The following is an 18011-nucleotide window of genomic DNA, read 5'->3' as shown; positions in this document are numbered from 1 at the left end:
GTCGGGGTCAGCGGCCCGCGACGAACTCCCGCACGAGGTCGGCGAACAGGTCCGGCCGCTCGATCTGAGGCATGTGCCCGCAGTCGGGGATGAGGCGGGTGCGCGCGTCGGGCAGCTCGCGCGCGACGGCCGCGAGGTGCGCGGGCGGGAGGATCCGGTCGCGGTCGCCCCACACGGCGAGCACCGGCAGGCCGGACTCCCGCACGCCCTCCACGAGCGGGCGGCGCCAGCGGGAGCTGACGCCGCGGACCGTGCCGAGGTCGCGCGCGATGTCGAGCATCGTGGCCGCGTGGTCCGGCCGGGCCGAGAGCTCCTGCGCGTGCCGCACGCGCGCGTCGGTCGTGAGCGCGGGGTCGTGGAAGATCGTGCGGGTCGAGCGCCGGGAGTTGCCGGGCGTCGGGCGCATGAGGAGCGTCGCGAGCGGGTCGAAGGCGAGCATCCGGAGGCCCACGGTGACCTGGCGGCCGAAGCCCGCGCTGTCCGCGAGCACGAGCGCGCGCACGCGATCCGGGTGCCGGGTCGCCAGGGTCATCGCGACCGCGCCGCCGAGAGAGTTGCCGACCACCGTCACGGGATCCGCGACGCCCGCCGCGTCGAGGTACGCGGGCAGCGCGTCAGCGAGCGACTCGAGCGTGGTGGCCCCGGCGACGGGATCCGACCAGCCGAACCCCGGCAGGTCGAGGCTGTGGAGCGCGTGGTCGGCGGAGAGGCGGGCGTGCTGCTCGTCCCAGTCCTCGAGGCTGCGGCCGATGCCGTGCAGGAGGAGGAGCGGATCCCCGGATCCGGTGACGCGGTGCCGCATGGTCCGGCCGTCCACCTCGAGCGTCCCGGTTCCCGGGGCCCGGAACGGATCGACGTCCCCGGATGCGGCCATGCCGCGACCCTACAGAGTTCCCCCGCACGAGGGATTCCGGCGATGTCGGGAGGAGGTGCGACGATGGAGGGGCTGCGCATCGCAGCGCCTTCCCCCGTCGCCCGGAGCCACGAGCCCCGCCCGACGCGCGGCGGTCCCCGCAGGTCGCCGATGAGCATCAAGGAGCGACACGGCATGACGATCTTCGAGCAGATGGAGTCCGAGGTCCGGAGCTACAGCCGCGGCTGGCCGGTCGTGTTCGACCGCGCGGTCGGCAGCGAGATGTTCACGGCCGACGGCGACCGCTACCTCGACTTCTTCGCGGGCGCCGGCGCGCTCAACTACGGGCACAACAACCCCGCCCTCAAGCAGAAGCTGGTCGACTACATCCTCCGCGACGGCGTCACGCACTCCCTCGACATGTTCACGGAGGCCCGCCGCGACTTCCTGCAGACGTTCCAGGACGTCATCCTCCAGCCGCGCGGGCTCGACTACCGCATCATGTTCCCCGGCCCGGGCGGCGCGAACGCGGTCGAGGCCGCGCTGAAGCTCGCGCGCAAGGTCACCGGCCGCACCACGATCGTGCACTTCACCAACTCGTTCCACGGCATGACCGAGGGCGCGCTCGCGGTCACCGGCAACGCGCTCAAGCGCGGCGGCGCCGGTCACCCGCTGCACCACGCGGTCGCGGTGCCGTTCGACGGCTACCTCGGTGGCGAGACCGACACCCTCGCGTACTTCGAGAAGCTGCTCGACGACTCCGGCTCGGGCTTCGACACGCCGGCGGGCGTCATCGTCGAGACCGTGCAGGGCGAGGGCGGCATCAACGTCGCTACGCCCGAGTGGCTCCGGAAGCTGCGCGACCTGACCACGCGCCACGGCATCGTGCTCATCGTCGACGACGTGCAGATGGGCTGCGGCCGCACGGGCGGGTTCTTCAGCTTCGAGGAGTCAGGGATAGTCCCCGACATCGTCACGCTCTCCAAGTCCATCGGCGGCTACGGCCTGCCCATGGCGCTCACGCTGCTGAGGCCCGAGCTCGACCAGTGGAAGCCGGGCGAGCACAACGGCACCTTCCGCGGCATCGCGCCCGCGTTCCTCACGGGGGCCGAGGCCATCCGCCTGTACTGGGCCGACGGCGAGCTCGAGGCGTCCACGCTGCGCAAGGGCGAGCGGATCCACGAGGTCTTCACCGAGATCGCCGCGGAGGCCGCGCCGGAGATGCAGCTGAAGGTGCGCGGCCGCGGCCTCGCGCGCGGCATCGAGTTCCCCTCGGGCGACCTCGCCGGCGCGGTCTGCCGCGCGGCGTTCGAGCGCGGCATGCTCATGGAGACCAGCGGCGCCGGCGGCACGGTCATGAAGGTGCTGCCCGCCCTCACCATCACCGACGAGCAGGTCGAGGAGGGTCTCGCGATCATCCGTGCCTCCGTCCGCGAGGTCCTCGGATCCACGAGCGAGGAGCTCGCGGCCGACGAGGTGCCGCTGCCGGTGGCCGTCGGGAGCTGATCCGCTCCTCGGCATCACCTCACGGCCCGGTCCCGCATGCGCGGTGGCCGGGCCGTCGCTCGACTCAGGCCACGGGCGAGGTGTCCTGCAGCTCGATCTCCGCGACCTCGACGGACGCCGACGCCGGCATCGTCGGGTAGTAGTTCTCGCGGAGCTGCTCGGCGAACAGGTCCATGTCCGTGCCCGGCGGCTGATGCGCGTCCTCCGGCGTGAGATCCGCCAGGAGGTGCCGCCGCACGGAGGTGACGCGTCCGGCGAGGGGGACGGCGGTGGGGTGCTCGTCGAAGACGAACGTCGCCGGCCCGACCCGCAGGTCCTCGTCGAAGCGCACGGTCGTGACCTTCTCGCCGCTCACGATCGCGTCGTGGTGCTTCCGGTGGAAGCGGACGACCTGGGCTCCTGCGTCGGACATCCGTCGAGCCTACGGGCGGCGCCGAGCCGCGCGCCGCGAGCGGGGTCGGCTACCGGGGCCGCAGGATCCGGTAGCGGTGCTCCGGGCGGCCCGTGGATCCGTAGTTGAGCTGGACGTCGACCACGCGGTCGCGCGCGAGGGCGCCGAGGTAGCGCTGCGCGGTGGCGCGGGAGACGCCGACGCGCTCGGCGATCTCGGGGGCGCTGAGCTCCTCGTCGGACGCGGACAGGGCGTCGAGCACGGCCTGCTCGGTCGCCGGGCGCTCGCGCGCGGAGACGCGGCCGGGCCGGAGCGCGTGGATGGCGCGGTCGATGCCGGCCTGATCGAGCGGGCGGTCGCTCGCGAGCCCGGCGCGGAAGGCCGCGTAGGCGGCGAGGCGCGCGGTGAGGAGCTCGGGCGCGAACGGCTTCACGAGGTAGGAGACGGCGCCGCCGCGGAGGGCGCGGCGGACGGTGGCGGGGTCGTCGGCGGCCGTGACGAGGATCACGTCGGGCTCGATGCGCCGCACCAGGTCGATGCCGCTGCCGTCGGGCAGGTACGCGTCGAGGAGCACGAGGTCGGGGCGGGACGTGTCCAGCACGGCGAGCGCCGCGCGCACGCTGCCCGCGGTGCCGACGGCGCGGAACCCGGGCGCCTGCTCCACGATGCCCTCGTGCAGGCGGGCGATGCGGAAGTCGTCGTCGACGACGAGGACGGTGAGGTCATCGGTCATGCGCGGGCTCCGTCGGGGTCGGGGTGGTCGTGGTCGCGGGGCTCGTCGGCGGGCGGATCCGCGTCGGGCGGCTCGACCACGCATGCGAGGCGCGCGCAGAACACGGCGCCGGACTCCGCGTCGGGCGGCGGGCCGCCGGGATCCGCGACCCACACGTCGCCGCCATCGCGCCGGGCGATGTCGCGCACGAGCGGCAGCCCGAAGCCGAGGCCGTGCGCGGGATCCGCTCCCCCGCCCTCCGCCAGGGCCTCCGCGGCCCCGCCCACGTCGTCCGGCCGGCGCTGGAACACGCGGCCGGCGTCGGACGCCGCGAGCCCGTCGCCCGAGTCGGACACCACGAGGTGCAGGTCGGCGCCGTCGTCGAGCGCCTCCACCTCCACCCACCGGTCGGCGCGGGATCCGCGGACGGCCGCGTGCACCGCGTTGTCCACGAGGTTGCCGAGGACCGTCGTGACCTCCTCCGGCCGCACCAGGAACCCGCGGACGAGCGTGCCGGGCCCGACGCGCAGCGCCACGCCCCGCTCCTCCGCCTCCATCGCCTTCGCGCCGAGGAACGCCTGCAGGTAGGGCTCGTCGACCAGGCCCGCATCCACGGTCGGGAACGCGACGGGCCCCTGCTCGAGCACGCCCGCGAGGTAGCTGTCGGCCTCGCCCACCCGGCCGGTAGCGACGAGGCCGCGCACGACGTGGAGGCGGTTCGCGAACTCGTGCCGCTGCACGCGGAGCGCGGTGGACATCGCGGTGACGGCGGTGAGGCGGCGGCTCATCGCCTCGATGTCCGTCTCGTCGCGCAGCACCATCACCGTGCCGAGATCACGGCCGTCGCGGGCGACGCGGGCGACGTCGACGAAGAGCAGCCGGTCGTCGACCACCGCGCGCAGCGACGGGGATGCGGCAGCGACACCGGCCTGCGCGTCGGCGACCGCGTCCCGCAGCACGGGCGCGACGCCGAGGTCCGCGAGCGAGCGGCCGACCGGATCCACGAGGCCGAGCAGCTCCGCGGCCCGCGGGTTGCAGACGGTCACCCGCCCGTCGGGCCCGAGGCCGAGCACGCCCTCGCCGACGCCGGAGAGCACGGCCGCCTGGTCCTGCACGAGGCCGGCGAGCTCCGACGGCTGGAGGCCGAGGGTGAGGCGCGCGAGCCGCCGGGAGAGGATCCCGCTGGCCACCGCCCCGACGCCGAGCGCGAGCAGGGCGACGACCGCGATGGCCGCGACGTCGACGCCGATGGAGTCGCGCACGGTCGCCGCAGCGAAGCCGACGCTGACCTCGCCGACGACGCGGCCCGATCCACCTCCCGCGTCACCGTCGCCGCCCGCGGACGCATCCGCGAGCGCCCGCACCGGCACCTTCGCCCGCGCGGACTCCCCGAGCGTGCCGGTGGCCCATGTCACCTCCTCGCGCCCCGCGAGCGCGACCGTCGGATCCGTGCTCACGCGCTCGCCCAGCTCGGCCGGGTCGGGGTGCGTGAGCCGCAGCCCGCGGTCGTCGGTGACCACGACGAACAGCGCGCCGGTCCGCGCCCGAACCGCCTCGGCCGTCCGCTGCACCGGCCCGTCGGCGAGGTCGGACGCGGTGGCGACCCCGGGATCCGCCGTCTCGGCCGTCACGGCGGCCCGGAGCGCGGGATCCTCGGCGGCCGTCCGGGCGATCGCGAGCGCCGTCGCCTGTGCCGCCTCGCGGTTCTCGGAGGAGCTCAGCAGCCCGTACGCGACCGTCGCGATCCCCACCACCACGAGCACGACGAGCAGCTGGAGGACGAGCGTGCGGCGCGCGAAGTCGAGCCCCGCCCGTCGTCGCCCCGTCGCTCGATCCACGTGGTGAGCATAATGCGCAGAACGTCGTCTACGTGCAGTATCGCGATCAAGCGGCACAAGCGCGACGGACCGCGAATGCCCACCTAGCGTGTGGTGTTCAGCCGGGCGTCCCGCCCACCGACGAAGGAGTCACACGTGCTGGTATTCCTGGGCTTCGCCATGGTCCTCACCTTCATGGCGCTCATCATGACCAAGCGGCTGACGCCCATGGTCGCCCTCATCCTCGTGCCGACCATCTTCGGCCTCTTCGCGGGCGCCGGCCTCGGCATCGGCGACATGGTCATCGAGGCGCTCGGCGACCTGGCCCCCACGGCCGCGCTGCTGATGTTCGCCATCATCTACTTCGGCATCATGATCGACGTCGGCCTCTTCGACCCGCTGGTGCGCCTCATCCTCCGCCTCGCGGGCGGCGACCCGGCGAAGATCGTGCTCGGCACGGCGATCCTCGCGGCCGCGGTCTCCCTCGACGGCGACGGATCCACGACCTTCATCGTCACCACGGCGGCCATACTGCCCATCTACCGCAAGCTCGGGATGAGCCCGGTGGTCCTCACCTGCACCGCCGGCCTCGCCAACGGCACGCTCAACATCGTCCCGTGGGGCGGCCCGACCGTCCGCGCGGCCGCGGCCCTCAAGGTCTCGCCGACCGACATCTTCGTGCCGATGATCCCGTCGCTCCTCGTGGGCATCGCGCTCGTCATGATCTTCGCCTGGACGATGGGCCTCCGCGAGCGCAGCCGCCTGGCCGCGCTCGGCGAGGCGCGGGCCGAGGGCGGGCTCGACGCCGCCGGCGGCACGGGCGGCTCCGGCTCCGGCGGATCCACGGGCGGCTCGGGCTGGTGGCGCGCCGGCCGCGGCGCCCCCGCGACCCCGCGCGGCGGCCTCATCACCATGGCCCCGGCCCTCGTCCGCGCCGAGACGGCCGCCGTCTCCACGCTCGGCACCACGATGCTCGACCCCGACCGCGAGACCCTGCGCCCGCGCATGATCTGGTTCAACCTCGGCCTCACGATCGTGGTGCTCGCGCTGCTGATCATGGACCAGCTGCCCCTCGCCTACGTCTTCATGGTCGGCGCGGCCATCGCGCTCATCGCCAACTTCCGCGATCTCAAGCACCAGGGCGAGCGCATCGCGGCGCACGCGCCCAGCGTGGTCGGCGTGGTCTCGATGGTGCTCGCGGCGGGCGTCCTCATCGGCGTGCTCAACGGCACGGGCATGGTCACGGCGATGTCCGCGTGGCTCGTCACGATCATCCCGGACGCCCTCGGCCCCGGCCTCGCCGTCATCACGGGCGTGCTCAGCATCCCGATGACCTTCTTCATGAGCAACGACGCGTTCTACTACGGCATGCTCCCGGTGCTCGCGGAGAGCGCCGCGAACTACGGCATCGACCCCGTCGAGATGGCGCGCGCGTCGATCACCGGGCAGCCGGTGCACCTGCAGAGCCCGCTCGTGCCGGCGATCCTGCTGCTCGTGTCGCTCGCGGACGTGAACCTCGGCGACCACCACCGCAAGGTCCTGTGGCGCGCGGTGCTCGTGTCGCTCACGATGCTCGCCGTGGGAGTGCTCACGGCGGTGATCCCGATCTGATCGGGAGCGCTCCTCTGAGAGCGCATGCACGCGGAGGCCGGGCGGCTCGGGGGAGCGCCCGGCCTCCGCGCGTGCGGCGGGTCCGTCCGTCCGGATCCGCCCGTGCGGACTACTGGGTCCGCCGCGCCACCTGGTACCCGGCGTCGGCGTAGACGATCTCGTACGTCGTGCCCGCCTGCGTCGCCTCGCCGTACTGGTCGGCGTTGAGGGCGCCCTGGCCGAGGCCGCCGCCGAGGGTGTCGATCACGACGTACTGCGGCGCCGGATTGCCCGGGTTGCCGAGCCAGAAGACCTCGTGGTCGTCGACGAGGTACGACATGAGGCCGATGTCGCTGAGGACGCTCGCGCCCGCCGGCACCTGGTCGAGCGCGGCCTGCGCCTGCGCGGCCCGCGGCGACGGCTGCCAGATGGCCGGCTTCGTCAGCTCCGCCATGGGCGAGCGGAAGAAGAGGGCGATCGCCGCGATCGCGAGCACCGGCACGGTCGCGCGCGACGCCATGGCGAGCCAGTGCTGCCGGCCGCGGCGAGCGCGCACGACGCCGTCGATGGCGGCGGCGAACACGATCGGCATGAGCACGGCGTCGTAGTGGTAGCCGGGGCCCCAGTACGCCTCGGTGGGCGAGAGGAAGCGCCAGGCGAGCGTCGGCACCACGAGCAGCAGCAGCGGCGAGCGCAGCGCGATGAGCGCGCCCGCGAGGATCAGGAAGGCGACCGTCTCGAGCTTCGGCGCGACGAAGAGCCCCGCGACGGTGCCGAACGGATCGGCGAGCGCGCCGCCCGCGTCGAGCTTGGACGCGTAGTCCCAGCGGGCCTCGCGGTTGAAGGCCGGCAGGATCAGCGTGGTCGCGAGCACGAACCAGGCGACGCCCCAGCCGGCGAGCGCGACGCCGATGCGCCGGTTCATCGTGAGGGCGATGATCGCGCCGAGCACCGCGACCGTGAGGCCGAGGTCCTCCTTCACGAACACGAGCGGCACGGCCCACGCGGCGGCGGCCATCGCGCGGCGGGCGATCACGGCGTCGAGCGCGAACGCCAGCATCGGCAGGGCGAAGGCGATCTCGTGGAACTGGAACGCGACCGCGCCCTGGATCCCCCAGCTCAGCCCGTACGCGGCCGCCACGACGATCGCACCCCACCGGCCCGCCACGCGGCCGGCCAGGCGGCCGACGCCGACCACGGAGATCCCGATGAGGACGGCCTGCACCACGAGCAGCGCGAACGCGTGCGGGAAGACGGCGTAGACCGGGCCGAGCAGCACGAGGATCGGGTGGAAGTGGTCGCCCATGAGGTTGAAGCCGTCGCCCTTGATGGAGACGAGCGGCGCCTGGAGGCGCGAGTAGTCCTGCGCGAGCTGCGTGAAGATGCCGAGGTCCCACGACTTCACGGTGAAGCGGCGCCACTCGAGCGCCGAGTAGAGCACGTAGACGGCGGTGACGAGCGCGGCGACGACGATGACGCCGACCGTGCCGGGCACGCGGGATCCGGTGATCGGCGCGGGGAGGGCGGTCGCGGGAGCCGACTCGATGGATCCGGCGTCGGCGGCGTGGCGGCGGTGGGCCTGATCGTTCTTGCGGGTCACCGCATCAGGGTCTCACGCGCGGCCGGGATCGCGGGGGCGGGGTCCCCGGGATCATCCGCTCAGGGCCGGCCGCGTCCCGGGCCGGACCCGGGCCGGTGCGGATCGGGTCAGCGGCGCGCGCCGCCGGTGCCCTCCTGGCGCTCGCGCTCGGCGGCCATCGCGGCACGGCCGGCGTCGCGGTTCTTCACGCGGATCTGCTCCTCGCGCACCTCGGCCTGCGTCGCGCGCTCCTGCACGAGCCACTGCGGCGGGGCCTGCAGCAGCTCCTTGATCTGGGCGGTGGTGAGGGCCTCGTCGACGCCGCCGCGGGCGAGGCCGGCGATGGAGATCCCGAGCTTGCCGGCGATGACCTGGCGCGGGTGCGGGCCGTCGCGCAGCAGGGTGGCCAGCCACTCGGGCGGGTTCTCGTGCATCTCGGCGAGCTCCGCGCGGGACGGGGTCGACTCCTGGAACTCCACGGGGGTCGCCGGGAAGTGCACGCCCAGCTTCTTCGCCGCGGTCGCGGCCTTCATCGTCTGGCTGGATCCGGGGCTCGTCATGAGCCCAGGGTACCGTCGGGGCCCGGGGCGCCCTGCACTAGCCTGGATCTGACCCGCCGCCGCTCCGCGCGCCACCACCGAGCGGGCCATCGAGGGGACTCCCGTGGACGCCGACCCGACCGCCCTCCGGCACTTCGCCGCCGTCGCCGCCGAGCTGCACTTCGCCCGCGCCGCGAAGGCCCTCAACGTCTCGCGCATCGCCGTCAGCCGTTCGATCCTCGACCTCGAGGCGCTCTGGGGCGTCGAGCTGTTCGTGCGCGACGACGGCCCCACCCGCCTCAGCCCCGCGGGCGAGGACCGGCTCGTCGAGGCACGCGCCGCGATCGCCGCGGACGACGCGCGCCTGGCCGAGGAGGCAGCAGCGCCGCCGCGCGGACTCGTCGTCGCGATCGTCCCGGGCGTCACCGTCGCCAAGTGGACCCGCGCCTGGGACGAGCGCGTCGCCGACGTGCCGCTGCGGGTCGTGCCGCTCGCCGAGCCCGACGCGGCGCCCGCCGTGGTCGACGGATCCGCGGACGTCGCGTTCCTCCGCCTCCCCGTCGACGGGCGCGGCCTCACGATCGTGCCGCTCTACGTCGAGGTTCAGGTCGCGATCCTGCCCAAGGAGCACGCGCACGCCACGGCCGACGCGATCGCGATCGCCGACCTCGCGGAGGACCTGCTCCTGCAGCCGGCCGAGCGGGTGCCGGGCTGGCCAGGACGCACCGCGGGCGCGGATCCCGTCCCGATGCCCGAGGACGTCGCCGCGGCCGTCGAGCTGGTCGCCGCCGGCGTCGGCTTCGTGGTCGTGCCGCACGCGCTCGGCCGGCTGCACGCGCGCAAGGACGTCGTCGCGGTGCCCGTGCACGACCTGCCGGAGACGCGGATCGCCGTGGCCTGGCGCGAGGGCGACGCCTCCCCCGCCATCGAGGAGCTGGTGGGCATCGTCCGCGGGCGCACGGCCGCGAGCTCCCGGTCGCAGCGGGACGACGACGAGCGCGACCGCCGGAAGCCGACCGCGGCGCAGAAGACCGCCCGCAAGGCCGCGGGCAAGCCGGGCGCCGCGGGCGCGAAGAAGCCGACCCCGAAGGGCGGCGGCAAGCGCACTCCCCCGCCGCGCGGGCAGCGGCGCGGGCGCTAGGGACGCGAGCGGGCGGATCCGCCGGGCCCGGTGACGCGGCCCGGGTCAGGCCGGTCCGCGCCCCGCCTGCAGGTCGGCGATCACGCGGCCCACGTGCTCGCCCCAGCGGCGGTACATGGAGGAGTAGCGGAACTCGCCGCCCTCGAAGTCGACCGGGCCCGCGTCCGGCAGCTTCACCGACGTGACCTGCGGGAAGCGCGCGCAGACCTCGGCCTTGCGCTGCGACAGGTACATCGCGTGATCCCGGAATAGGCCGCGCACGAACGTGCCCGCCTCCACGTACTGCGACACCTGCGGCACGTCCGAGACCAGCACGATCGAGTTGTCGGCGGTCTGCTCCACGAGGTGGTCGAGCAGGTCCTCGAGGCGGTGGACCCACGGGGTGATGCGCGCGAGCTCCAGGGCGTCGGCGACCCCGGGCATCACGAGCACGACGTCGTAGCGGTGCAGCTCGGTGATCTGCCGCACGGCCTCCTGCGTGGCGGTGAGGTGCTGGTCGGCGAGCGGGACGGTGCGCCACTCGACGCCTCGGCCCGTGATCGCGGCGAGCGCCTTCGCCGACTGCGCCGCGACGCCCTCCGCGTGGGTGCGGAGACCGACGCCGGATCCGCCGATGCCGCCGAGCACGAGGATCCGGTCGGGATCCGGCCCCGGCACCACGCCGACGGGCGCGTCCGTGGGCACGGCCGCGGTCAGCGGGGTGGGGATGCCGCCGCGCAGGCCGGCCGCCACGAAGGGGCGGACCGTCTGGTGGAGGAGGCGGATCGGCGGTGACATGGGCTCCTGGGGATCGCGGGGCGTCCGTCCGTCATGCGCAGACCGTGCGCAGACCAGGCACCGACCACCCCCGTGTCGGACGCACAGCCTATCGTCGTCCACGAGCACGGCCGGGTGCTCGCGCCCCCGACCTGACACCTGGAGCACCGATGACCCGCGAGCCCGAGCCCCTCATCCACCACCCGCACGCCCGCTACCACCAGGGCGCGTGGCGCGTGCAGGTCGCGTCGCAGCCCGTGCTCGGCTACGTCGTGCCCACCGTGCGCGCGCCCGGCGCGGATCCCGTCTTCGAGGTCTACGCCGACGCGGTCGACGACTCCGGCCGCCGCGTGTGGGTGTCCACCGCCGTCACGCTCGAGGACGCCGTCGCGTGGATGCGCGAGCACGACATGGAGCTGCTCTCCTTCGCGGGCGAGCACGCGCGCCGCCGCCGCGAGCTCGCCACCGGCATGCTGCCGACGCACTACTGAGCGGGATCAGGCACCCGGCTCATGGCGCAGGCCGTGCGGGGAGCCGCCCGGTCCGCCGCGCGATCCCGGAGACGACCGGCTGCGCGAGGGCGAGCACCAGGCACAGGGCGCCGAGCGCGTCCCAGGTCCCGGCCGCGTGCAGGCGGGCGATGAGCTGCGTCCCGAGGAGCGGTCCGACCATCGCGGCGACGCCCCAGCTGACCCCGTACGCCGACAGGTAGCGCCCGCGCGCGGCGGCGGGCGCGATGGCGGCGACGAGGGCCGTGGCGCGGCCCAGCAGGATCAGGTCGCCGAGGCTCCAGACGACGGTCGCCGCGACGAGCCCGGGGAGGTCCGCCGCCTGCCCCACGAGCGCGAAGCCGGCGCCGAGGAGCACGAAGCCGGCCGACATCGCCGCCGTGCTCCCGAGGCGGGACACGGGCCCGCGCGTCAGGAGGGGCTGCCCGATGACGATCGTGAGGGCGGATGCGGCGAGCAGCACCTCGAGCGTCGCCGGGCCGATCCCCCGTTCGGCCAGGGTCAGCGGGAGGGCGACGTCGATCTGCAGGTAGAGCACCGCGAACCCGGTGCCGCTCGCGAGCATCGCGAGGAGCAGCGGGTCCCGCCACGGGCTGCGCGGGCCGGCCACGGGCGCGGCGGCGTCCCCCGGAGGGTCCGGGTCCGCGTTCGGGACCAGGGCGAGCCGACGGAGCCCGACGAGCACGAGGGCGGCGCAGGCCAGGCAGCTCGCCGCGTCCGCGACGAACAGCAGGCGCAGGTCGATCCCGCCCAGGATCGCGGCGAGGACACCAGCCAGCACGCCCGCCACCGCGAGCGCCGCCCCGTACAGGCCGTACGCGGCCACCCGTTCGCGGTCGTCCACGACGAGGTCCGCGACGAGCGCCTGCGACGGCGGCTCGTATACCTCGAAGGCCAGGCCGAGGAGCACCGCCGCGACCGCGGCCGTCGCGATGCCCGGAGCCGCGGCCAGCATGAGCTGGAAGCCGGCGGTGAGCGTCAGCCCGAGCGCGATCGTGCTCCGGCGGCCGATCGCGTCGGCGAGGATCCCGCCGAGGATCCGCGACGGGATGGTGGCGGCGCCGAAGAGCGCGACGACGAGTCCCGCGGTCGCGAGCGACGCCCCGAGGTCGACCGTGAGCACCACCGTGAGGAACGGCAGCGTGAAGGCGCCGAGCCGGTTGACGGCCCGGGCGAGGACGAGGATCCGGACCTCGGCGGGGAGGCGCCGCCACGTCCCGACCCGGCCGGCGCCCGCCCTCGCGTCCATCCGCCCTCCCCGGCCTCCGGCGTCAGGGGTTCGCGAGCCAGTACGCGATGAGGAGCATCGTCACCACGAAGCCGGACAGGAAGTTGAGGCCGAGGAAGCGGCGCCAGCCGCGGTTCGCCGCCGCCGCGTCCTCGTCGCGGATCGACCAGAACGGCGCCGTGCTGAGGATGTAGGGGATGACGAGGAGCGCCGCGAACACGCCGGGGAACCCCGTGACGAGCATCGCGACCCCGGCCGCGGCGTACGCGATCACGGCGATCCGCACGGTGACGGCCCCGCCGAGCACGGTCGCGATGGAGGAGATGCCGCCCTCGCGGTCGGCCACGATGTCCTGCACGGCGCCGAACGCGTGCGAGGCGACGCCCCACAGGAAGAAGGCCGCGAAGATCGCCCCCAGCGCGGGCGTGAAGGCGCCGCCCGCGAGCACGATCCCGTAGACGGCGGGCGACGTGAAGTGCGTGCTCGAGGTGAGCGAGTCGAGCACCGGGCGCTCCTTGAAGCGGAGGCCCTTCAGCGAGTACGCGACCACGGCGAAGACGCTCACGGCGAGCACGGCGACGCTGGCCGCGGATCCCACGGCCACGAGGTAGACGAGGAACGGCACGTTCGTGACGAGCACCGCGATCAGCACCGGCCGGTGCATGGCGCGCGCCAGCACCGCGCCCTCCACGCCGCCCTTCCGCGGGTTCCGCATGTCGGACTCGTAGTCGAAGACGTCGTTGATGCCGTACATCGCGAGGTTGTACGGGATGAGGAAGTAGAGGGTGCCGAGGATCGCCGTGAGGTCGAGCTCGCGCGTGACCGTGAGGTACGCGGCCGCGAACGGGAACGCCGTGTTCACCCAGGAGAGCGGGCGGGACGACAACGCGATGGTGCGCAGCATCTCCGCGGCGCCCGGGCGCGCGCGCACGTCACTCATGCGCTTCGATGCCGGAGACGCTGCGGCGGCGGCGCAGCAGGTACCAGACGGCGGGCAGCAGCACGAGCGCGGCGATCGCGTAGGCGAAGTCCTCGATGGGCGCGTAGCCGAGGATGAGGCCCACCAGCTTGTCGGGGTCGTAGCTGACGAGGCCGACCTTGATCATGATGTTGTCGAAGATCAGCGTCATCACGAGCAGGATCGCGACGGGCATCCGCCGGTACCAGTAGTACTCGGGGTAGTCGAAGCGGCTGGATCCGTAGGGCACGGCGTTCGCCTCGCGGAGCAGCAGGCGGCGGAACAGGAACCCGACGACCGCGACCGGGATCAGGAACAGCAGGTCGAGCACGAGGTAGCTCATCGGTTCGCGCGCTCCCTCGCCCGGGCGACGTGGTGGTCGGCGAGCCGGCTGAACCCGTTGACGAGGTTCATCGTGAGGTAGCAGAGCAGCGTGAGGAAGAAGACCTCCTCGAGCGGCAGCTCCGGGCCCACGAGGATCCCCGTCATGAACGGCGTCTCGCCGCGGAAGAAGATGCCCTGCGAGATGCCCGCGATGTCCCACAGCAGGAAGAACGCCACGCCGATGAGCAGCGTGCCCGCCGCCGCCGTGCGGTCGCGCCAGAAGAACAGGCGCCAGCGCCGGTCGATGAGCATCATGCAGCCCAGCGCCCCGAGCAGCAGCACCAGGTAGACGAGCCCCATCAGACCACCGAGCGGCCGACCGTGCGCACGAGCGGCACCGCGCCCGGGCCGGTCGACGTGTCGCCGCGGAGGCGCTTCACGAGGATCTCCGCGCTGATGAGGCACATGGGCAGGCCGATGCCGGGGATGGTGGATCCGCCGGCGTAGTGCAACCCGTCGACCTTCTTGCTCGTGTTGCCGGCGCGGAACATGGCCGACTGGGTGAGCGTGTGGGCGGGCCCGAGGATGGTGCCCTTCCACGAGTGCAGTTCGGCGGCGAAGTCGCCGGGGCCCGAGGTGCGGCGGAGGACGATGCGCTCGGCGAGGTCGGGGATGCCGGCCCAGTCGCTGATCTGCTGGATGGCGCGATCGGCGATCTCCTCCACGCGCGCGTCCCCGGCGCCGTCGACGCCGCCGCGGCCGATGGTCGGGTCGGCGGGGATCGGCACGAGGATGAAGACGTTCTCGTATCCCTCCGGCGCGACAGACGGGTCGGTGGCGCTGGGCTTGCAGACGTAGATGCTCGCGGGATCCGGCACCGAGGTCGTGCCGCCCTTCGGCGGGAAGAAGCGGGAGAAGTTCTCGTCCCAGTCCTCCGTGAACAGCAGCGTGTGGTGGTGCAGCTCAGGCAGGCCGCCCTCCACGCCGAGGTAGACGAGCACGGCGCCGGGGCCCGCGGTGGCCTTGTCCCAGTACGCCTGCGGGTAGGTGCGGAACGCCTCGGGGATGAGCTCGGTCTCCGTGTGGTGCAGGTCGGCGGTGGAGACGACCACGTCGGCCTCGAGGGTCTCGGTGCCGGCGTCGGTCGTGATCTGCACGCCGCGCGCCCGCGCCTTGCCGGCCTTCGTCGGCTCGGTGAGGATGCGCGAGACGGGCGCGCCCGTGCGGATCTCGACGCCCTCGCCGCGCGCGACGCTCGCGATCGCGTCGATGACCGTGATGAGGCCGCCCTGCGGGTAGAGCACGCCGTCCTCGAGGTCGAGGTGGCTCATGAGGTGGTACATGCTCGGCGCCAGCTTCGGCGAGGAACCGAGGAAGACAGCCGGGTAGCCGAGGATCTGGCGGAGGCGGCGGTCCTTCACGTAGCGCGCGACGTGCGTCTCGAGCGGCGTGAGCAGCAGCTTCCCGAGCGTGCCGGTGCGGGTGACGACGTCGCGCTTCAGCAGCGGCCGGTAGTCGGCGAAGGTCGTGTAGAGGAAGCGCTTCTTCGCGACCTCGTAGACGTCCTTCGCGGAATCGAGGTAGCGGGTCATCGCGGGGCGGGATCCGGGCTCGACGCTCTCGAACAGGTCGAGGTTGGCCTCGCGGGAGTCGCGGATGTCGATGGGCTCGCTCTCGCCCTCGAAGAGCACGCGGTAGCCGGGCAGGCGCACCAGGTCGAGCTGCTCGGCGGCGCTCGTGCCCAACAGACGGAAGAAGTGGTCGAACACCTCGGGCATGAGGTACCAGCTGGGGCCGAGGTCGAAGCGGAAGCCGTCCTTCTCCCAGGAGCCGGCGCGGCCGCCGACCTCGTCGCGGCCCTCGACGAGGGTGACGCGGTAGCCGTCGCGGGCGAGGAGCGCCGCGGAGGCGAGGCCGGCGATCCCGCCGCCGATCACGATGGCGGTGGGTGCGGTCATGGCGCTCTCCTGCTGCTCGGGGTCGGACGGGACGGGCTGGGTCGGGGCGGGACGGGATGCGGCATCGCGGGATGCGGGGGTCGGGCGCGCGGCGTGCACGCGAGGGGCGCGCGAGCGGCGCACGAGGCGGCCGTCGACGCCGGACGGCTCGGCGCCCGCGGCGGCGGCGAGCGCGATGCGGGCCTTGACGGGATCCGGCACCCGCACGCGCGTGCGCACGAGCTCGGACGCGGGGGTGTCGCGGAGGCGCACGGCGAGCTCCGCGAACAGGCCCTGCGCGAGCGCGACGGCGCGGCGGCTGGAGGCCGGGAGATCGGGGATCACGGCGCCGGACATGCGGAGGTCGTGGTCGATGTCGTCGAGGATGCGCTCCTTGTCGGCCTCCGAGAAGGACACGACGTCGACACCGGGGAAGTAGCTGCGGCCGAGCGCGCCGTGGTCGGCGGCGAGGTCGCGCAGGAAGTTGACCTTCTGGAACGCGGCGCCGAGGCGCTTGGCGCCCTCCTCGAAGCGGATCCGCTCGGGGCGCGTCGTGGCGTGGCCGACCAGGAACGCGCGCAGGCACATGAGGCCGACGACCTCGGCGGATCCGTAGACGTACTCGGTGAAGGACGCGGGCGTGTGCTCCATGCGCCGCAGGTCCATCCGCATGGAGGCGAAGAACGGCGCGGTGAGCTCGGCGCCGAAGCCGGCGCGGCGGGCCGTGATCGCGAAGGCGTGCACCACGAGGTTGGTGCTGTAGCCGCGGAGCATCGCGTCCTCGGTCTCCTGCTCCAGCGCGTCGAGCAGGGCCTCGACGTGCGCGGGATCCACGCCCGCCCCGGCCGCGGCGCCGTCGACGATCTCGTCGGCCACGCGCACGAGCGCGTACACGTTCTCGATGTGCTGGCGCACGTCGGCGCCGAGCAGGCGCGACGCGAGCCCGAAGGAGGTGGAGTAGCGACGGATCACGACGGATGCCGTCTCCTGCGCGACGCGGTCGTACTTCTCGAGACCCGTGGGCGCCTCGGGGGCGGCGGGCCGGCGGCCGGGCAGGCGACGCGTCATCGGATGCGCCCGAGCACGGACTCCGCGACGGGCGCGAGCTCCCGGCGGAGCGCCTCCGGCACGACCGGGTCGTCGAGGCGCGCGACGGCCGCGACCGCGAGGTCCCGCGCGACGCCCTCGGCGTAGGCCCGGGCGCCCGAGCTCTCCAGCACCGAGCGCACCAGCGCCGCCTCGCCGCGGGAGAGGTCGTCCTTGCCGACGAGCGCGCTGATCTCGCCCCACTCCGACGAGCGGACGGCGTGCGCGATGAGCACGGTGCGCTTGCCCTCGCGCAGGTCGCCGAGGTTGGTCTTGCCGGTCTCCTGCTCGTCGCCGAAGACGCCGAGCACGTCGTCGACCACCTGGTAGGCGATGCCGATGTCGCGGCCGAAGTCGCCGAGCGCCGCGACCACCTCGGGTCGCGCGCCCGCGAGCACGGCGCCCGCCTGGAGCGGCGCCTCGAACGAGTACACGGCGGTCTTGAGGCGCTCCATGCGAAGGATCTCGTCGACGCTCGGCACATCGGCGGTGAGCGAGAACTCGACGTCGATGAGCTCGCCCGCGGCCGACGCGAACACGGCGTCGTCGAGGATCTCCATGAGGTGCGACCGGGTGAGGTCGCGGACGCCGCTCGCGTCGATGAGACGGTAGGCGTTGACGAGCGCCAGGTCGCCCGCGATGACGGCGGCCGACATGCCGCGGTGCTCGGCGAGCGGCTGGGGCAGGCCCTGCGTGGTGGCGATGTCGCGGTAGGCGCCCGAGACGTTCGGGCCGCCGCGCCGGGTGAAGTCGCGGTCGATGACGTCGTCGTGGACGATGAGCGCGGTGTGGAGCATCTCGAACGCCGCGCCGACGTGGGCCGCGGCCTGCACGTCCTGGCCGCCGAGGCCGTCGTACGCGGCCATGACCATGCGCGGACGGAAGCGCTTGCCGCCCGCGGTGTTCGACTCGAGCGTGCGCCACAGCTTCACGTACTCGTCGCCCATGACCTCCGCGCGGACGAGCGAGCGGGCGAAGAACGCGTCCAGGACGCCGTTCACATGGGCCTGCCTCGATGTGGAGACGGCAGCGAGGTTGGTGGCGTCCACGGATGAAACCTAACATCGTGGGGGTAACGGAAAGCA

17 protein-coding genes are annotated in these 18011 nt (G+C 73.8%); 4 read left to right on the top strand and 13 right to left on the bottom strand.

The features are described from left to right. Positions 1–7 precede the first annotated feature (7 nt). Entirely contained in the window at positions 8–874 is an 867-nt protein-coding gene (locus tag B5P21_RS01845; protein ID WP_045529941.1) for an alpha/beta fold hydrolase, read from the bottom strand. A 150-nt stretch (positions 875–1024) separates the two neighbouring features. Between B5P21_RS01845 and ectB the strand changes: the two genes are divergently transcribed. Beyond that, a complete protein-coding gene (gene ectB / locus B5P21_RS01840) occupies positions 1025–2359 on the top strand; it encodes a diaminobutyrate--2-oxoglutarate transaminase (RefSeq protein ID WP_201775079.1) in 1335 nt (444 codons plus the stop codon). Positions 2360–2423: 64 nt separating this feature from the next. Here the strand turns inward: ectB and B5P21_RS01835 are convergent, their stop codons facing one another. From B5P21_RS01835 to B5P21_RS01825, 3 genes are read right to left on the bottom strand one after another with little or no spacing between them, the layout of a single operon-like run. After that, the gene (locus B5P21_RS01835) at positions 2424–2771 is read right to left on the bottom strand and encodes an ASCH domain-containing protein (protein WP_045529943.1); all 348 of its coding nucleotides are present in this window, start codon (positions 2769–2771) and stop codon (positions 2424–2426) included. A gap of 49 nt (positions 2772–2820) precedes the next feature. Beyond that, a complete protein-coding gene (locus B5P21_RS01830) occupies positions 2821–3483 on the bottom strand; it encodes a response regulator transcription factor (RefSeq protein ID WP_045529944.1) in 663 nt (220 codons plus the stop codon). Then, positions 3480–5300, bottom strand: a complete 1821-nt coding sequence (locus B5P21_RS01825) for a sensor histidine kinase (protein ID WP_045529945.1) — start codon at positions 5298–5300, stop codon at positions 3480–3482. Before B5P21_RS01825 ends, B5P21_RS01830 begins: the two co-directional genes overlap by 4 nt. Before the next feature lie 159 nt (positions 5301–5459). On the opposite strand from B5P21_RS01825, the gene B5P21_RS01820 reads away from it, so the two are divergent. Further along, the gene (locus tag B5P21_RS01820; protein ID WP_378108715.1) at positions 5460–6890 is read left to right on the top strand and encodes a CitMHS family transporter; all 1431 of its coding nucleotides are present in this window, start codon (positions 5460–5462) and stop codon (positions 6888–6890) included. Positions 6891–6999: 109 nt separating this feature from the next. Here the strand turns inward: B5P21_RS01820 and B5P21_RS01815 are convergent, their stop codons facing one another. Next, on the bottom strand, positions 7000–8469 hold the full coding sequence (locus B5P21_RS01815) for a DUF2079 domain-containing protein (RefSeq protein ID WP_094170692.1): 1470 nt from the start codon (positions 8467–8469) through the stop codon (positions 7000–7002). 107 nt (positions 8470–8576) lie between these two features. Further along, positions 8577–9008: a DUF5997 family protein gene (locus B5P21_RS01810; RefSeq protein ID WP_045529948.1), complete on the bottom strand. Its 432-nt coding sequence runs from the start codon at positions 9006–9008 to the stop codon at positions 8577–8579. Positions 9009–9111: 103 nt separating this feature from the next. On the opposite strand from B5P21_RS01810, the gene B5P21_RS01805 reads away from it, so the two are divergent. Next, positions 9112–10128 carry a LysR family transcriptional regulator gene (locus B5P21_RS01805; protein ID WP_045529949.1) on the top strand — a complete coding sequence of 339 codons (1017 nt, stop codon included), beginning with the start codon at positions 9112–9114 and terminating at the stop codon, positions 10126–10128. A gap of 45 nt (positions 10129–10173) precedes the next feature. Here B5P21_RS01805 and B5P21_RS01800 read toward each other — a convergent pair whose 3' ends face one another. Further along, on the bottom strand, positions 10174–10905 hold the full coding sequence (locus B5P21_RS01800) for an SGNH/GDSL hydrolase family protein (protein WP_045529950.1): 732 nt from the start codon (positions 10903–10905) through the stop codon (positions 10174–10176). A 149-nt stretch (positions 10906–11054) separates the two neighbouring features. Between B5P21_RS01800 and B5P21_RS01795 the strand changes: the two genes are divergently transcribed. Then, a complete protein-coding gene (locus B5P21_RS01795) occupies positions 11055–11375 on the top strand; it encodes a hypothetical protein (RefSeq protein WP_045529951.1) in 321 nt (106 codons plus the stop codon). A gap of 19 nt (positions 11376–11394) precedes the next feature. Here B5P21_RS01795 and B5P21_RS01790 read toward each other — a convergent pair whose 3' ends face one another. The 6 genes from B5P21_RS01790 to B5P21_RS01765 are packed head-to-tail and all read right to left on the bottom strand — an operon-like array spanning position 11395 to position 17975. Beyond that, positions 11395–12642, bottom strand: coding sequence for an MFS transporter (locus tag B5P21_RS01790; protein WP_045529952.1), 1248 nt, complete (start codon positions 12640–12642; stop codon positions 11395–11397). A gap of 22 nt (positions 12643–12664) precedes the next feature. Beyond that, positions 12665–13561, bottom strand: coding sequence for a prenyltransferase (locus B5P21_RS01785; RefSeq protein WP_045529953.1), 897 nt, complete (start codon positions 13559–13561; stop codon positions 12665–12667). Beyond that, a complete protein-coding gene (locus B5P21_RS01780; protein ID WP_045529954.1) occupies positions 13554–13922 on the bottom strand; it encodes a lycopene cyclase domain-containing protein in 369 nt (122 codons plus the stop codon). The genes B5P21_RS01785 and B5P21_RS01780 overlap by 8 nt, the downstream gene beginning before the upstream one ends. Further along, positions 13919–14263 (bottom strand): lycopene cyclase domain-containing protein, encoded by a 345-nt coding sequence (locus B5P21_RS01775; protein WP_045529955.1) that lies wholly within the window; start codon positions 14261–14263, stop codon positions 13919–13921. The genes B5P21_RS01780 and B5P21_RS01775 overlap by 4 nt, the downstream gene beginning before the upstream one ends. Beyond that, the gene (crtI, locus tag B5P21_RS01770; protein WP_094170691.1) at positions 14263–16908 is read right to left on the bottom strand and encodes a phytoene desaturase family protein; all 2646 of its coding nucleotides are present in this window, start codon (positions 16906–16908) and stop codon (positions 14263–14265) included. Before crtI ends, B5P21_RS01775 begins: the two co-directional genes overlap by 1 nt. Then, on the bottom strand, positions 16905–17975 hold the full coding sequence (locus tag B5P21_RS01765) for a polyprenyl synthetase family protein (RefSeq protein ID WP_227266735.1): 1071 nt from the start codon (positions 17973–17975) through the stop codon (positions 16905–16907). Before B5P21_RS01765 ends, crtI begins: the two co-directional genes overlap by 4 nt. Between the last annotated feature and the right edge of the window lie 36 nt (positions 17976–18011).

This window comes from Clavibacter michiganensis subsp. insidiosus, assembly GCF_002240565.1.
Lineage (GTDB): Bacteria > Actinomycetota > Actinomycetes > Actinomycetales > Microbacteriaceae > Clavibacter > Clavibacter insidiosus.
The sequence above is the reverse complement of the archived record's forward strand: the minus strand, read 5'-3'. Positions and strand labels throughout refer to the sequence as shown.

Excerpts from the sequence above, each read along its gene's own strand:
- B5P21_RS01845 (WP_045529941.1), bottom strand. The coding sequence starts at position 874 with ATGGCCGCATCCGGGGACGTCGATCCGTTCCGGGCCCCGGGAACCGGG.
- ectB (WP_201775079.1), top strand. The coding sequence starts at position 1,025 with ATGAGCATCAAGGAGCGACACGGCATGACGATCTTCGAGCAGATGGAG.
- B5P21_RS01835 (WP_045529943.1), bottom strand. The coding sequence starts at position 2,771 with ATGTCCGACGCAGGAGCCCAGGTCGTCCGCTTCCACCGGAAGCACCAC.
- B5P21_RS01830 (WP_045529944.1), bottom strand. The coding sequence starts at position 3,483 with ATGACCGATGACCTCACCGTCCTCGTCGTCGACGACGACTTCCGCATC.
- B5P21_RS01820 (WP_378108715.1), top strand. The coding sequence starts at position 5,460 with ATGGTCCTCACCTTCATGGCGCTCATCATGACCAAGCGGCTGACGCCC.
- B5P21_RS01810 (WP_045529948.1), bottom strand. The coding sequence starts at position 9,008 with ATGACGAGCCCCGGATCCAGCCAGACGATGAAGGCCGCGACCGCGGCG.
- B5P21_RS01800 (WP_045529950.1), bottom strand. The coding sequence starts at position 10,905 with ATGTCACCGCCGATCCGCCTCCTCCACCAGACGGTCCGCCCCTTCGTG.
- B5P21_RS01795 (WP_045529951.1), top strand. The coding sequence starts at position 11,055 with ATGACCCGCGAGCCCGAGCCCCTCATCCACCACCCGCACGCCCGCTAC.
- B5P21_RS01790 (WP_045529952.1), bottom strand. The coding sequence starts at position 12,642 with ATGGACGCGAGGGCGGGCGCCGGCCGGGTCGGGACGTGGCGGCGCCTC.
- B5P21_RS01785 (WP_045529953.1), bottom strand. The coding sequence starts at position 13,561 with ATGAGTGACGTGCGCGCGCGCCCGGGCGCCGCGGAGATGCTGCGCACC.
- B5P21_RS01780 (WP_045529954.1), bottom strand. The coding sequence starts at position 13,922 with ATGAGCTACCTCGTGCTCGACCTGCTGTTCCTGATCCCGGTCGCGGTC.
- B5P21_RS01775 (WP_045529955.1), bottom strand. The coding sequence starts at position 14,263 with ATGGGGCTCGTCTACCTGGTGCTGCTGCTCGGGGCGCTGGGCTGCATG.
- crtI (WP_094170691.1), bottom strand. The coding sequence starts at position 16,908 with ATGACGCGTCGCCTGCCCGGCCGCCGGCCCGCCGCCCCCGAGGCGCCC.